The organism is Treponema sp. (assembly GCF_024696245.1).
Classification (GTDB): Bacteria; Spirochaetota; Spirochaetia; order Treponematales; family Treponemataceae; genus Treponema_D.
The window spans coordinates 1-16081 of sequence record NZ_JAILGZ010000132.1 but is presented as its reverse complement, the minus strand read 5'-3'; the positions used below and the strand labels follow the sequence as shown (position 1 = coordinate 16081).

Genomic DNA, 16081 nt, shown 5'->3' with positions numbered 1-16081 from the left:
AATATTAAAAGGTTTTTCATGTCCCAGCTGACTTCTTATTTTTCCCCATTTTGTATCAGGAGAACCCTTTGCAAATTCAATAAGGTCCAGGGCGTCCTGAATAAATTCATCCATCTTATCCATAGGACAGGACCTGAAGTGATGAGGATCGTATCCTGCAGGTAATACAGGCAGGGCTTTTGCTCCAATATCTTCACATAAGAGAAAATATTCGTAAAAGCCAAGGCCGAGACTCTGGTTGTAGCCCCAGTTATTTCTTCTTGAAGGTCTGTCTTCTATTCTTCCTATTGAATTCTTCCAGCGGTACTGGCTGTCATGTTCTTCTGAGTTAAGGGAACCATCGTGTACAAGACAACCTCCAGGGAATCTTAAAAAGGCAGGTTTAAGTTCCTTGAGTTTTTCTGCAAGGTCTTTTCTAAGTCCGTTTTTTCTTCCTTCAAAGGTGTCCTGAGGAAAAAGTGAAACAAAGTCGATGTAAGCCTTGCCTCTTCCTTTTACAGAAATAAGAAGGTTAAAGTCATTGCCGTCTGCATCAGGACAAAGTTCTGCCTGGTAAAGTTTCCAGCTGTCCGTAACTGTAAATTCTGCATGAGCATGGGACTGGCCCTTCTGGTCAATAAGGTCAGCAGTAAGAGCCTGATCAAACATCTGCTCCCTTCTGGCATAAAAAGAAAAGTCATATTTATTTTTTGCTTTGACCGGGATTCCTTTTGAAAAACCCGTGTTAAGGACACCGGTGCCTTCTCCAGGAGCAATAATATCAATTCCAAGATAATGGGGATTTTTCTGACTTACAGGAGAGCCTGTTTCTATTACAAGATTTACTTCTCCCTGGCCATCATGTTTTTTCCACGCGGTAAGGTGATTAAAGAAAGGATTGTCTGCCTGACAGAATTCAAAGGCCCTGTTTTGTATAAGTTCACCATAAAGGCCTCCGTCTGCTGCATGATTCAAGTCCTCAAAGAATATTCCGTAAAGGTCTCCGGTGTATTTTTCGGAAGCTGCATTATTTTTTGTTTTGATTTCAAGCATAATTTCCTCTTTTACAAAAAATCATTATGATATAAAGGTCTGTTATTGTATACAATAAATGTGTAACCAATATAAAAAAAAATCATTATATTGTAATGATGATAAGGTAAAAAAAATCATTCGGAGGATTTTTCTATATGAAAACAGCAGCTAAAAAAATTGCAGGTCTTGTTGGTCTTGCAGTTCTTTCTTTCGGCTTTTTAGCACTTTCATGTAAAGTTCACAGTGGTTCGGCAAATGTTGCTTTTGCTGAATCTGTAGATCCGGTTTCAGTAAAGATTCCAGAAGATTCGCTGAACATGACTCTGGCTTTACAGAATACTTTCCGTGCCATCAGTTCCCAGGTTCTTCCTGCTGTAGTTCAGGTTGATGTAACTGAAGTTACAAAAGTAAAGACTTACAATCCTTTTAAAGATATGGATATGCCTTTCTTCTTTGGAAATCCTTTTGGAGAAGATGATGAAGAACGTGAATATACCCAGTCAGGTCTGGGAACAGGAGTTATTGTAAGACAGATTGGCAATAAGGCTTATGTTCTTACTAATAACCATGTTGCAGGTAAGGCTACTACAATTAAAATCAGGCTCAGCGATGACCGTGAATTTGATGGAACTCTTGTAGGAAAGGACGAAAGGGTTGATATCGCCCTTGTTTCTTTTGAAGTAAAGGATGGAGAAAAACTTACTGTTGCCAAACTTGGAGACAGTTCAGAAGTTCAGCAGGGAGACATCGTTCTTGCCCTGGGAAGTCCTCTTGGTCTTACATCCAGCATTACTCAGGGTATCATCAGTGCTACAGGCCGTGATGGTTCCCAGATTGGTTCAATCAGTGACTTTATTCAGACAGATGCTGCCATTAACCAGGGTAACTCAGGTGGTCCTCTTGTAAATATTTACGGAGAAATTATTGGTATTAATACATGGATTATGTCTCAGTCCGGCGGTAACCAGGGTCTGGGATTTTCTATTCCTATTAACAACATAAAGAATTCAATCGACCAGTTTATCGAAAAGGGTAAGGTTGTTTACGGCTGGCTTGGAGTAAGTCTTGTAGAAGTAGAAGACAGCTTTAAGAAAGATCTTGGGGTAGAAGGAATGAACGGTGCCTTTGCATCAGAAATCTTCCTTAATTCACCTGCCATTAAGGGAGGCATTCGTGCCGGTGACTTTATTGTTGCCCTTAACGGTCACGAAATTAAAAACGTAAATCAGCTTGTAAGGGAAGTTGGAAGTCTTCCTGTTGGAACAAAGGCTAAGTTTACCCTTTACCGTGGTAAAGAAAAGCTGGATGTAGAAGTTACAATAGAAGAACGTAAGGAAGATGTTTCCGGCGACAATACAAAACTCTGGCCTGGATTTATTGCATCTCCTCTTAATGATGAAATTAAAAAGTCCCTTAAGATTGAAGATGAGGATGTAAAGGGTGTTGTTGTAGCTCAGGTTCAGGAAAAGTCTCCTGCATCTGCCCTTCGTATTCAGAATAACGATGTAATTACAGCTGTTAACGATGTTAAAGTTACATCTCTTGCTGAATTCTATGCTGAACTTGCAAAGGCTAAATCAGAAGTATGGTTTGATATTTATTCAGACGGTCATACAATCAGCACGGGACGTTATAAGATTAACAAATAAAACAATAAATCGAATAAAACAATAAAGCCTGCCTGCAATGACAAGTATTTTATGTCTGCAGCAGGCTTTTTAATTTATAAGATTTTTTATTATAAAAGAGATGGAGAAAAAACCCGGTTTTTTGTAAAAGGGAATTAAAGGATTTTAAAATCAGGTTCGTCCTGATTAAAGAAGATTTTTACCCTGCAGTTTTCCATAGTTACGTTTTCCGTAAAGGAAGCAAGATTCATGGCATAAGGGGAGAGTATGTCTTCCGGATTGTAGGATGTTTCTACTTCGCTTTCTTCGTTTTCTGCAGCCAGTCTTGAGAAGGCTCCGTTAAGTTTTACCATGTCACAGGCTGCAGGAAAAAGATGATTCTTGTGCTTTTCGTCAAATTTTTCTTTTAGAAAGTTAAGCTGCATTTTTTCTATTTCTTCATGGCTATGGTCTTCCGGAATAAAATCCGTTACATAGGAACAGTTGTTGCACTGCTGCCATTCATCAAAATCTGCAAAAAAAGAAGAAGGGTTTATTTTTAAAGCTCCAAGTATTGTGTTAAACCAGCTTACAGCCCTGCCTGCGGTATAAAAAGTCCTGCATGCAAAAGCAATTCCCCTGGCAAAATCCATGTCTTTACTTGAAAATACTGCCGTAGAAGGGGGAAGCTCAGATTCATCCAGCTGAGGAAAAACTATATGGTTTGGATAAAGACTTGTGGCAAAATCCAGCCTGTCCCTGAAAGCCTTAAAAGTGTCTCCCTGGGACTGTCCGTATTTCATTACAAAACCAAATACCAGTCCTGCATCATTAAGGATTTTTGCCTTGGAAGAATAGAGCTTTTTGTCAAAAAGAAGGACTCCATTTTTCTGGTTTACTTCCAGGGGAATATCCAGGGAACACCAGAGTTCCTGAAGAAGGGCTGCATTTTTCTGGTCAATAATGGATGCAGATATTTCTGCCTGAACAAAGGAATCAGGTGATTTTTTCTGAGTAGCTGTAATAAATTTAAGAAGCTCTTCCTTTGTTCTGAACATATATTTTTTTCTGTCCTAGAGAATATTGATTGAAGCCTTGCGACACTGTTCAAGCATATCCTGAGGCCAGGTACTTACCTGTGTTTCTCCAATGTGAGCCTTGCGGAGGAAGTACATACAAAGACGGGACTGTCCGATACCGCCACCTATTGTCTGGTAGAGTTCACCGTTAAGAAGTTTTTTGTGGAAGGTAAACTTTTCCCTGTCAGTGCAGTTTCTTTCTTTAAGCTGAATCTTAAGGGTTTCTGGATTTACGCGGATACCCATTGAAGAAAGTTCCATTGCTTCATTAAGTACAGGATTCCATACAAGAAGGTCTCCGTTAAGTCCCTTGTGTCCGTCTCCGGTTTCTGTTGTCCAGTCATCATAGTCAGGAGAACGTCCGTCATGAAGGGAACCATCTGGAAGGGTACCACCAATACCGATTACAAAGATTGCCCCGTACTTTTTACATTCTTCTGTTTCCCTTTCTTTTGGAGAAAGCTTAGGATATTTTTTAAGAAGATCATCTGCGTATACAAATGTAATTTCTTCCGGAAGAATAGGCTTGATTTCTTCGTAGCGGTCATAAACAAAGAATTCTGTCTGTTTAAGGCAGCGGTAAACCTTTTTTACGATTTCCTTAAGGTACATGATGGTGCGGTCATTATCGTTCATATGAAGGCACCAGTCCCACTGGTCTACGTAAAGTGAATGGAGGTTGTCCAGTTCTTCATCAGCACGAATGGCGTTCATGTCTGTGTATATTCCAAAACCTGTTCCAAGACCAAGTTCAGTAACCTTAAGACGCTTCCACTTAGCCAGGGAATGTACGATTTCCATCTGTGTATTGCCCAGATCCTTTACAGGAAAAGTTACTGCATGTTCAACACCGTTAAGGTCGTCGTTAATACCTTCACCACTCTTTACAAAGAGAGGAGCAGTTACTCTGGTAAGGTTAAGTTCTGTGGAAAGAGAGAGCTGAAAAAAATCCTTAATAAGGATAATTGCTTTTTCTGTTTCCTTTACATTAAGAATAGGTTTGTAGTTTTCCGGAATATAAAGTCTGGACATAAGTTACCCCTGATTACAATGTCTGTATAAATTTAAGGAAGGCTGCCTTGCCTTCTGCTGTTCTTTTATAAACGCCTGCATCTTCAAGAACCTGGGCAAATACTTTACCTGTTTCGTCCTGAAGAATCTTTTCTGCGTTAGAAGAATCAATTTTAGAATAGTTCTTTTTGAATTCTTCTACCCATTCTGCATGTTTGCCAAGTACGTCGTCATTGGAAATATCTTTTCCTTCTACGAGGGCTTTTGCAAGATCAGAGAGTTCACCCTTAAGTCTGCTTGGAAGAACTGCAAGACCCATTACTTCAATAAGTCCGATGTTTTCCTTTTTAATATGGTGAAGTTTTGCATGAGGATGGAATACACCAAGAGGGTGTTCTTCTGTAGTAATATTGTTGCGGAGTACAAGGTCGAGTTCAAAAAGATCACCACGCTTTCTTGCAATTGGTGTAATTGTATTGTGTTTAACTCCGTCAGTTTCTGCAAAAATAAAGGCATCTTTATCAGTGTATGTGCGCCATGAAGCAAGAATTTTTTCTGCAAGGGCAATAACTGAATCAGGATTTTTTGAATCAAGGCGGATAACACTCATAGGCCACTTAACGATTCCGGCCTTTACGTCATCAAAACCCTTTACGCTGAATTCACTTTCTACAGAAGCGCGGGCCATTGCAAATTCGTAGTTACCACCCTGGAAGTGATTATGGGTAAGAATTGAACCACCAACAATAGGAAGGTCGGCGTTGGAACCGATTGTGTAATGAGGGAAGAGCTTTATAAAGTCAAAAAGACAGCGGAAAGTATCTCCCGAAATTACCATAGGTGTATGTTCAAAACTGAATACAATACAGTGCTCGTTGTAGTATACGTATGGAGAATACTGAAGTCCCCATTCCTTACCGTTAAGGGTAATAGGAATAATGCGGTGGGTCTGGCGGGCTGCATGGTTTACCCTTCCTGCATATCCTTCATTCTGTTTGCAAAGGAGACATGCAGGGTAGCCTGATTTTTTTGCGTTAAGGGCAGCTGCAATTGCCTTAGGATCTTTTTCAGGTTTGGAAAGGTTGATTGTAATATCAATGTCACCGTATTCAGTTTTAGACTGCCATTTAAGATCCTTACATACCCTGTAGCGGCGGATATAGTCTGTGTCCTGAGAGAACTTGTAGTACCAGTCAGTTGCTTCTTTTGGAGAAAGAGCATAGCGCTTTTTAAATTCTGCCCTGATTTCAGAAGGGCGGGCAACAAGACAACCCATTATTTTTGTATCAAAAAGATCTCTGTAAACAATTGAATCTTCGATAAGCTTATGTTCTACGGCATAGTCAAGAAGTTCTTTAAGAAGGGCTTCAAAATTGCAGGCATTATTACCAAGGTCAAAATCAGGAACAGCCTGAGCCTGTGCGTCGTTTTCAAATCCATCAAGACCAAAAAGTTCAAGAAGACGATTCTGTGTGTAAATGATATCGTCCTTTGTAATGAGACCGGTTTTTAAACCATAACCGGTTAGTGCATTTATATTTTCGTAGATACTCATGATTTGACTATTATAGAAAAATTCATAGTCTAATTCAATTGAGTTTATGGTAAAAAAGACTGGAAGAGCTGATTTGAACAATACTTTAATTCTTTATTCATTCACATAAAAGATTCACTTGAAATATTTTTTCTGATTATTCATACTTTGGGCATGACTACTTCCAGAAAAAAGCTCATTCTTATACTTATTATTGAAATTATTATTATTGCTGTCCTTATATACAGACAGAAGGAAAGAGCCAGGCTTCAAAGTCAGACTCAGGCTCAGGAAAGCAGCCTGGACCAGGGACAGATTCAGGTTGAAGAAAAAGACAGGAATTTACAAAGCCAGACTGACCTTATGGAAGAAGGGGAGGTAAAGACACTTACCCTTACTGACCTTGAACTCCCTCTTTGTCCAGCAGTTATTCAGGGAAAAAACTGCCCCGATCACGAACTTCATGAATATTCAGGATTCAGGCTCTGTTACCGGGAATCCTATGAACTTGCTGAATGGGTCAGCTATACTTTAACTTCAGAGGAACTTGTAAAAGAAAGCAGCCGTACCAACGATTTCAGGTCAGATGACAGTATTACTACCGGTTCTGCAAGCCCTGCTGACTACTATAAATCCGGCTATGACAGGGGACACCTTGCACCTGCAGCAGATCTTGCCTGGAGTAAGGCTTCTATGAGTGAAAGTTTTCTTATGAGCAACATGACTCCCCAGACTCCTTCCTTTAACCGTAAAATCTGGATGTATCTTGAAACTCAGGTAAGGGAATGGGCTCAGCGTTATGGAGCTGTTACTGTAGTTACCGGCCCTGTTCTTGATAAAAAGGCTTCTGAATACCCTTCTATCGGAGAAAACCAGGTTGCAGTCCCGGAATATTTTTATAAGGTTCTTTTAGTAAAGGATGGGGATTCTTATCAGGCAATTGCTTTTCTTATTCCTAATGAAGGCTGGACAGGTACTTTCTGGGATTATGCCGTAAGTGTAGACGAAGTAGAAGAAAGCACTTCCCTGGACTTTTTTGCAGCTCTTGATGACAGAACTGAATCTGCAGTGGAAAGCAGCTTTCTTCCTGATTTCTGGAAGTAATTATTTTTTAAGGGCTTCCTTTAATACTGTAAGGTTTTTTTCCATGGCAGTAATATAGGCATCCTTATTAAGGGCTCCTGTTACGCAGGGGTCAAGCTGGTATACTCTAAGGCCTGTTTCGTTGGCAATGATTCTTGCAGCAGAAGATGAATACTGAGGTTCAGCAAAAAGGGCTATTTTTTCGTTTTCTGCCTTTTTACTTCTGATAAGCTTCATAAGGTAGTAAATCTCTTTCTGGGTAGGTTCTGTTCCCGGTTCCCTTTCAATTACAGCGGTAAGATTCAGCTTAAAGTCTGAGGCAAAATAAGGAAAGGCTTCATGGAAGGTAATAATTGCTGAATTTTCATAAGCCTTTAATTCATCCTGCATCCTGCCATAAAGTGAATTAATTTCTTCTATATATATAGCAGCATTCTTTTTATAAAGTTCTCCATTTTTAGGATCGGCTCTGGCAAGACCTTCTGCAATTACCTTAACTTCATGGGCTGCACCGGCAGGGCTTACCCAGATGTGGGCATTCTGATCTATAAGAGGGTAGTTTTCTGAAGCAATAATAAGACTGCCTTTTGTAAGTTCCAGGGCTTTATCAAGAAAATCTTCCATTCCGGCCCCATTTGCTACAATTACATCTGACTGACTTATAAGTTTCATGTCTTTTGTGGTAATTGAATAGTCATGGAGACAGCCGGTATCTGCAGGAGCAAGCATCTGCAGGCTTACATTTTCTGCATTCTCCGTAATATTAAGGAGCATTATGTAAAGAGGGTAAAAAGTTGCGGTTATTTTGAATTTTCCGTCATTCTTTTTTTTACTGCAGCCTGTAAATGTAAAAATGACTGCTATTACTGCCGCCAGGGCAATGTTAAAAAATCTTTTCATAACTTACATAATACTGATAAAAGGCCTGTTTTACTAGCTTAAGGGGAATTTCTTACTGATTATAAATCTCTTAATTATAGAAAAGAATTATTAAAACTCATTGACCACAGGGGCTTTTATAAGCATAATAGGCTCAGAAAACAAACGGGGTTGCAAAGATGGCAAATCGCATGATTTTAAATGAAACATCCTGGTTCGGGAGTGGCTCAATTAAAAAGCTTCCTGAAGAACTTAAAAACCGTGGAATTGAACGTGTTTTAGTCATAACGGATGCCGGACTTGTAAAGGCAAAAATAGCATCAAAAGTTACCCAGCTCCTTGTTTCCAATCGTATTGTCTATCAGATTTTTGATAAAGTTAAGTCAAATCCTTCTATTTTAAACGTAAAATCTGCTGTAGAAACAGCAATGCAGTTCCGTGCTGATGCAATTGTTGCAGTTGGCGGTGGTTCTGTTATTGATACTGCAAAAGCTGTTTCCATTATCTGTACTAATCCGGATTTTTCTGATGTACGTAAGCTGGAAGGGCTTTCAAAGACCAAGGCTAAGGGCCTGCCTCTTTTTGCCATTTCTACAACCAGCGGTACAGCTGCAGAAGTTACAATTAACTATGTAATTACCGATGAAACCCGTCAGCGTAAGTTTGTCTGCATTGACGCCCATGATATTCCTCTTGTTGCAATTGTAGATCCTGATCTTTCTGCAAAAATGCCGGAAAAACTCTGTGCTTCCTGTGGAATGGATGCTCTTGTTCATGCAATTGAAGGTTATCTTACAAAAGCTGCATGGCAGATGACAGATATGTACTGTCTTGAAGCTATCAGAATTATCAGTGCAAACATTAAGGATGCCGTAAAGGGAAAGGCTGCTGCCAGGGAACAGATGGCTTATGGCCAGTATATTGCCGGAATGGGCTTTTCTAACTGTGGTCTTGGTCTTGTTCATGCCATGGCGCATCCTTTAAGTGCTGTATTTGATATTCCTCATGGAGAAGCCTGTGCAGTTCTTCTTTCTCCTGTGCTTAAATTTAATGCTCCATCCAGCGGAACAAAATATAAGGATATTGCCCTTGCTATGGGTGCAAAAGTAGGTGCCAAGGCTACTGCTGCTACTTACAGAAAAACCTGTATGACTGCTGTAGATAAGCTTCTTAAAGAGTGCGGTATTCCTAAAAAGATAGAATCTGTTAAGGATCAGGAGATTGATTACGACTTCCTGGCAGAGAGTGCCCTTAAAGATGCCTGTATCGGAGGAAATCCAAAGGAAATTTCCAAGAAAAAGCTGATTGAGATATATAAGTCTATCCTTAAATAATATTTTAAAAGCTTTTATAAAAATATATTACAGGGCTTGAAAATGAGAATTAGAGAGTTAAAATTTATTTAGCGTATGGGAATGCGCTAAGTGGATGTCCGGAGTTTCTCTCGATGTTCATTTTCTGTCTGGGGCCATCGGAAGGTTATTCTGGTGGCCCTTCACATTTTAAATAAAGTGAGAAAAATAATACTCGACAATTTGAAAAGGTTTTCATAAAATACTTTTATCTGATTTATTCAGGGAGGATTATATGTACAGTAAAAATAATGCAGCTTTAAGGCCGCCAATGGGCTGGAACAGCTACGATTACTATAACACTATGGTTAGCGAAGAAGATGTAAAGCGTAATGCTGACTTTATGGCTGAACATTTAAGGATTTATGGATGGGAATATATTGTAGTAGACATTCAGTGGGCAGATCCTGCTGCCGGAAGTCTTTGTCCTCAGGTTCAGTATGTGCCTTTTACAAGGCTTTGCACTGATGAATATTCAAGACAAATCCCTGATCCTGCAAGATTTCCCTCCAGTGCAGGAGGAAAGGGCTTTGCTCCTCTTGCTGAATACTGTCATAAAAAAGGCCTTAAATTTGGTATTCACATTATGAGGGGAATTCCCCGTCAGTGCTGCCATGATCATTCAAGGATTTATGGAAGTGATGCAACTGCTGACCAGATAGCAAATCCTTTTAGTGTCTGTAAATGGAACGGAGATATGTATGGTGTTGACTATACAAAAAAAGGTGCAGCTGAATATTATGATTCAGTTTTTAACCTTTATGCCCAGTGGGGAGTTGATTTTGTAAAGGTTGATGACATCTGTAATACTAACTTTTATAAAGAAAATCCTTATTCAGCAGAAAAAGAAATAGAAATGATTGCAGCTGCCATAGAAAAATGCGGCCGTCCTATGGTTCTTTCCTTAAGTCCGGGACCTGCAGTTATAGAAAAAGCCTGGCATATGGAAAAATACGCTAATATGTGGCGTATAACAGATGATTTCTGGGATGACTGGCGCCTTCTTAAGAATATGTTTGAACGTTGTGAAGTATGGCAGAAACATGTAGGTTCAGGTAACTGGCCTGACTGTGACATGATTCCTATGGGGGATTTGGGCTATGGCTGGAATAAGACTGCCCGTAAGTCTAATTTTACTTCTGATGAAGAGCTGACCATGCTAACCCTCTGGAGTATTTTCCGCAGCCCCCTTATTCTTGGAACTGAACTGCCTTCTTTAAATAAGGAAAGCCTGAGCCGCCTGCAGAATGAAGAAGTACTTGCCCTTAATGCTTCTTCCCATGGTGCCTGTCAGGTTATGAGGTCAGAAAGTCAGGCTGTATGGGCAAGTCAGGGGGATGGTTGTCCTGCCCGGGGAACAGATGTATTTGTTGCCCTCTTTAATTTAAGTGAAGAGGATTCCGAGGTAAGCGTAAATCTTAGGGAGATTCCTTTTATAAATGAAAGCGGAACCTATAAGGTAAGGGATTTGTGGAACCGTAAGGATATGTTCCCTGTAGAAGGAAATACGGAACTTTCAATTTCCTTAAATAAACATGGAGCTGCCCTTCTTAAACTTTCCGGAAAGTAATCAAAAGGGTAAATTGTATTGCGCTGTATGCAACATTACAGTGCGGACTCTGCATTATATTAACATTGTAAAGACTCCCGGAATTTGTTATTATCTTGCAATTAAATTTATAATAACGTAAGAGGACAATTATGCTTACATTAAAATTTGGCGGTACAAGCATGGGTTCCGCCCGTCGTATTTTAGACAGCACGGATATTATGATTGGACGTGCAGAAACTGACCGCATTTCTGTTGTTGTCAGTGCAGTAGCAGGAGTTTCAAACAAGCTTCAGGCTGCCATTGACGGGTGTGTTGCCGGCGGAGTTGCTGCTTCTTATGTAAGCGAACTCAGATCAATTCACCAGGACATTTGTGCCGAAATCAAATCAACTTTATCAGCTTTTGACAGTCAGCCTGTACTGGCAAAAATCGAAGAGCACCTTGTAGAACTGGATAAGCTTCTTACAGGTATTTCTTCATTTGGAGAATGTCCTTCAGGAGTTCACTGCCGCATTATGGGTATGGGTGAACTTATGTGCGCTCCTATTGTAGAAGCAGTTCTTCTTGCAAAAAAACAGAGCGTAATCCTTCTTGATTCCCGCAAGTTTATTTATACAACAGGAGACCAGAAAGAGGGTGATCCTGATTATTCACATTGTGCAGATGCCTTTGCTGATTACCGTGACGGTTCAGCTCCAATGGCTCAGATTCTTCTTTTCCCTGGATTTATCTGTTCATGGATAAGCGGAACCGGTGCAAAACCTGTTATGGGTCTTCTCGGACGTAACGGTTCAGACTTTTCTGCTGCAATCGTAGGTTCATGCCTTGGTTCTTCAAAGGTAGAATTCTGGACAGACGTAGACGGTATTTACACTGCAGATCCACGTATTATTAAGGATGCAGTTCTTGTAAAGGATATGAGTTACGAAGAAGCAATGGAACTTTCTTTCTTTGGTTCTAAGGTTCTTCATCCAAAAACCCTTGCTCCTCTTGCTGCAAAAAATATTGAAGCCTGGAGCTTAAACTCTCATAATCCTGCTTCCAGGGGTACACGTATTGCCCGTGGTCCATTTGTTGATGAAAAGTCAGGTCCTGTAAGGGGAATCAGCTGTCTTAAGGACTGTGCAATGATTTCTGTTACTGGTGCCGGAATGAAAGGCCGTAAGGGTATGGCTTCCCGTATTTTCTCTGTTGTTGGAAATGCAGGTATTTCTGTGCTTCTTATTACCCAGTCTTCTTCTGAATATACAGTTTCTTTCTGTGTAAGAAAGGCTTATGCTCAGAAGGTTCAGGATATCCTTAAGGCAGAATTTGCCCTTGAAATCAGTACAAAGCTTCTTAATCCTATTGAAGTTTATGATGACCTTGCCATTGTTTCTATTATTGGTGATGCAATGAAGCAGAAGCGTGGTGTTGCAGGAACTTTCTTTGATTCCCTTGCAAGCCGCGACATTAACATTAAGGCTATTGCCCAGGGTTCTTCTGAGCGCTCTATTTCTGCAGTTATTAAGGCAGAAGACGGAGACATGGCTGTACGTGTTGTTCATCAGTTCTTCTTTAATACAGTTCAGTCAATTCAGGTTTACGCCTTTGGTGCAGGAACTATCGGCGGTACAATGCTTGATCAGATTAACGAACAGCATGACATTCTTCTTGAACAGGGAATCGATGTTCGCGTAATGGCAATTGCAAATATCGACGGTATGATTTTTAATGCTGACGGTATTGAACTTAACGGCTGGCGTGACAAGGTTAAGGCTGACGGTAAAAAGACTAACCTTGATGAAATCCTTGAATTTGTAAAGGAAACAAAACCTCTTAATCCTATCTTTGTTGACTGTACAGCAAGTTATGATCTTCCTGAGCGTTACATTGATATCCTTAAGACAGGAATGAATATTGCAACTCCTAACAAGCGTGCAAATTCCATGAGCATGGACTTCTATCACAAGCTCCGTGAAACTGCAAACGAAATGCACGTACGCTTCCTTTATGAAACAAACGTAGGTGCAGGTCTTCCTATCATTGATACTTTGCAGAATCTCTTTAAGTCAGGAGATAAACTTACAGGCTTTAACGGAATCATGTCCGGTTCCCTTTCTTATATTTTCGGTAAGCTGGATGAAGGTAAAAAGTTTAGTGAAGCTGTTCTTGAAGCAAAGGAACTCCGCTATACAGAACCGGATCCACGTGATGACCTTAAGGGTACTGATGTTGCCCGCAAGGCTCTTATCATTGCCCGTGAATCAGGAATGGAAATTGAACTTGAAGACATTGAAATGCGTTCCATCTTCCCTGAAGGATTCTCTCTTGAAGGTACAACAGAAGAATTCCTTAAAAAACTTCCTGAACTGGATTCTTACTTTGCAGATAAAATGGCTGCCCTCAAAAAGGAAAACAAGGTTCTCCGCATGGGTGCCTCAATTAAAGACGGTAAGGTATCTGTAGGAATGCTGGAAGTAGGTCCTGAAGATCCGCTTTATGGTGTACGTGGTGGAGAAAATGCCTTTGTATTCCATACAGCCCGCTATACACCTATTCCTCTTACTGTACGTGGTTATGGTGCAGGTGCAGGTGTTACAGCTGCCGGTGTATTTGGAGATATCCTCCGCACTGTAAGCTGGAATGTATCTAAGTTTTGATTTTGATTGAATACTTTCAGGATTGAGGATCTGTAGTTTTTATTATTTTTACTGTACTTAACCTGAAAATAAAAGGACGGTTAAGTATGGTAATTGTATTAAAAAAAGATATCGAAAAATCCCAGAAAGAAAATCTTGAGTCTTTTCTTCATTCCCATGATTTTAAGCTTAATGAAGTCAGGGGAGAAGAAGAGACTGTAATTGCTGCGGTAGGTAAAGTTAAACTTGATGTTTCAGAAGTTGAACTTATTCCTGGAGTTCAAAGAGTAATTCCTATCAGCCGTCCTTATAAGATGGCCAGCCGCGAATTTAAAAAAGAAAATACAGTTGTAGAAATACCTAATTCCCGTGGTCAGGTAATCCGTCTTGGTGGAAACAGAATTATTGCAGCTGCAGGTCCATGTGCAGTAGAAAGCCGTGAACAGATTATGGAAGTTGCTGCCAGGGTTGCAGAAAGCGGTGCCGTACTTTTAAGAAGTGCCACATTTAAACCACAAAGTTCACCTTACAGTTTTAAGGGTCTGGGAGAAGAAGGCCTTAAGTATCTTAAAGAAGCAGGTGATAAATACGGTCTTCCTGTTGTTACAGAAATCGTTTCGGAAAGTCTTATTCCCCTTATGGAAGATTATGGTGTTGATGTTTACCAGATTGGTGCAGGCAACATGCAGAACTTTGACCTTTTAAAAAAGGTGGGGGCTTTAGGTAAGCCTGTTATCCTTAAAAGAAGTTATACTGCAACTCTTGAAGAGCTGCTTATGAGTGCGGAGTATCTTCTATCTGCCGGAACAGACAAGGTAATTCTTTGTGAGAGGGGCATAAGGACTTTTGAACATGCTACAAGGAATACCCTGGATTTGTCTGCCGTTCAGGTTCTCCGTTCCCTTACTCATCTTCCTGTTATTGTAGACCCAAGTCATGCTGTTGGTATCAGGGAAAAGATTCCTGCAATGGGACTTGCATCAGTTGCTTCCGGGGCAGATGGTCTTGTTGTAGATGTTCACCCTAATCCGGAAAAGGCTTTAAGCGGTGCAATCCTCTCTATTGTTCCTGAACAGTTTGATAAAATGATGCACGATATAGAAGCTCTTGCTCCTGTAATGGGAAAATCCGTTTATCATATTTTTACACCAGTTTCTGCAGGAGTTTCAGGCATTACTAAGGAAGGTGGAAAAATTCAGGTTGCGTACTCCGGTAAAAAGGGTGCCTATGCAGAACAGGCTATTGGAAGGTACTTTGATGCAAGTGAAGCAGAGGCTCTTGCCATGGATTCTTTTGGAGAAGTATTCCAGGCTGTAACTGACGGTTCCTGTGATTATGGAATGATTCCAATAGAAAACTCCCTTAACGGTAGTGTTTATCAGAACTATGATAATTTTTCCAGATTTGATGATGTAGAAATAGTAGGTTCCGTTACCCTTAATATCCGTCATTCCCTTCTGGGTTTACAGGATGCCTGTGTAGAAGATATTAAAACCGTTTATTCCCATCCTCAGGGTTTTGGTCAGTCAAAAAAATATCTTGATCAGCATAAGGAGTGGGGACTTATTGATTCTGTTTCTACATCTACTGCTGCTGAATTTGTTGCTTCCCAGAAAGTAAAAAGCAACGCTGCAATCGGCAGTATTGTAAATGCTCAGATTTACGGTCTTAAGATTCTTGCAGAAGACATAGAAGATGATCCTGGAAACTTTACAAGATTTGTAATTATCGCTTCCAGGGATAAGGCAAGAAAGGCTCCGGTTCTGTCTAATATCAGGCCTAATATGGCAAGCTTTATTTTTACTACCCGTAACGAAAGCGGTGCCCTTTACAATACCCTGGGGATTTTTGAAAAGCAGAGGCTTAATCTGACCCGCCTTGAGTCCCGTCCTATAAAAGGTCAGTTATGGAAGAGCTGGTTCTATGCTGATGTTGAACTTCCAGATTCTTCAGAAGATGTATACTCCAGGGCAGAAACTCTTCTTGGTGAATTAAAGGAAAAAACAGAAGATGTCAGGCTTCTTGGAGTTTATGCAGACGGTAAATAATGACCCGGTATAAATGAGCCGGGGGTCGTTGTTAAAATCTGATTTTCTGTTATAATAGATTGTAAATCCAGTTAAGAATTAACAAAGAGGATAATATGGAAAAGAAATATGTACTTTCAGTTTTAGTAGAAAACCATGCAGGTGTATTGAGCCGTGTTTCTGGTCTTTTCAGCCGCCGTGGATATAATATTGATTCCCTTACAGTATGTGAAACATCTGAAGAAGATAAATCAAGAATGACAATTGTTGTTCGCGGTGATGAATATATTCTTGAACAGATAGAAAAACAGCTTTCAAAACT

Annotated in this window: 11 protein-coding genes and 1 pseudogene; 7 read left to right on the top strand and 5 right to left on the bottom strand. The window is 40.2% G+C overall.

All coding sequences use genetic code 11. The annotated features are described in order from the left end of the window. A pseudogene (locus K6D58_RS09625) lies at positions 1 to 1032 on the bottom strand (hypothetical protein); the annotation flags it as partial. A gap of 137 nt (positions 1033 to 1169) precedes the next feature. Between K6D58_RS09625 and K6D58_RS09620 the strand changes: the two are divergent. Beyond that, a complete protein-coding gene (locus K6D58_RS09620) occupies positions 1170 to 2663 on the top strand; it encodes a Do family serine endopeptidase (RefSeq protein WP_296830141.1) in 1494 nt (497 codons plus the stop codon). A 134-nt stretch (positions 2664 to 2797) separates the two neighbouring features. Here the strand turns inward: K6D58_RS09620 and K6D58_RS09615 are convergent, their stop codons facing one another. From K6D58_RS09615 to galT, 3 genes are read right to left on the bottom strand one after another with little or no spacing between them, the layout of a single operon-like run. Next, positions 2798 to 3679: a hypothetical protein gene (locus tag K6D58_RS09615; RefSeq protein ID WP_296830139.1), complete on the bottom strand. Its 882-nt coding sequence runs from the start codon at positions 3677 to 3679 to the stop codon at positions 2798 to 2800. 15 nt (positions 3680 to 3694) lie between these two features. Continuing rightward, complete coding sequence (gene asnA, locus K6D58_RS09610; protein WP_296830137.1) at positions 3695 to 4732, bottom strand: aspartate--ammonia ligase; 1038 nt, start codon at positions 4730 to 4732, stop codon at positions 3695 to 3697. Between the two features lie 13 nt (positions 4733 to 4745). Continuing rightward, positions 4746 to 6266 carry a UDP-glucose--hexose-1-phosphate uridylyltransferase gene (gene galT / locus K6D58_RS09605; protein ID WP_296830135.1) on the bottom strand — a complete coding sequence of 507 codons (1521 nt, stop codon included), beginning with the start codon at positions 6264 to 6266 and terminating at the stop codon, positions 4746 to 4748. Between the two features lie 153 nt (positions 6267 to 6419). On the opposite strand from galT, the gene K6D58_RS09600 reads away from it, so the two are divergent. Next, a complete protein-coding gene (locus K6D58_RS09600; RefSeq protein ID WP_296830134.1) occupies positions 6420 to 7349 on the top strand; it encodes a DNA/RNA non-specific endonuclease in 930 nt (309 codons plus the stop codon). On the opposite strand, the gene K6D58_RS09595 is transcribed toward K6D58_RS09600, so the two are convergent. Then, positions 7350 to 8228, bottom strand: a complete 879-nt coding sequence (locus K6D58_RS09595; RefSeq protein ID WP_296830132.1) for a metal ABC transporter substrate-binding protein — start codon at positions 8226 to 8228, stop codon at positions 7350 to 7352. It abuts the gene before it with no gap. A gap of 158 nt (positions 8229 to 8386) precedes the next feature. On the opposite strand from K6D58_RS09595, the gene K6D58_RS09590 reads away from it, so the two are divergent. The 5 genes from K6D58_RS09590 to ilvN form a co-directional block, all read left to right on the top strand. Then, positions 8387 to 9541 (top strand): iron-containing alcohol dehydrogenase, encoded by a 1155-nt coding sequence (locus tag K6D58_RS09590; protein ID WP_296830131.1) that lies wholly within the window; start codon positions 8387 to 8389, stop codon positions 9539 to 9541. 253 nt (positions 9542 to 9794) lie between these two features. Further along, a complete protein-coding gene (locus K6D58_RS09585) occupies positions 9795 to 11129 on the top strand; it encodes a glycoside hydrolase family 27 protein (protein WP_296830128.1) in 1335 nt (444 codons plus the stop codon). A 131-nt stretch (positions 11130 to 11260) separates the two neighbouring features. After that, the gene (gene thrA / locus K6D58_RS09580) at positions 11261 to 13753 is read left to right on the top strand and encodes a bifunctional aspartate kinase/homoserine dehydrogenase I (protein WP_296830126.1); all 2493 of its coding nucleotides are present in this window, start codon (positions 11261 to 11263) and stop codon (positions 13751 to 13753) included. Positions 13754 to 13839: 86 nt separating this feature from the next. Continuing rightward, positions 13840 to 15780 carry a 3-deoxy-7-phosphoheptulonate synthase gene (aroF, locus tag K6D58_RS09575; protein WP_296830124.1) on the top strand — a complete coding sequence of 647 codons (1941 nt, stop codon included), beginning with the start codon at positions 13840 to 13842 and terminating at the stop codon, positions 15778 to 15780. Positions 15781 to 15875: 95 nt separating this feature from the next. After that, positions 15876 to 16081 (top strand): acetolactate synthase small subunit (gene ilvN / locus K6D58_RS09570; protein WP_296830122.1); only part of this gene is annotated, 206 nt, incomplete at its 3' end.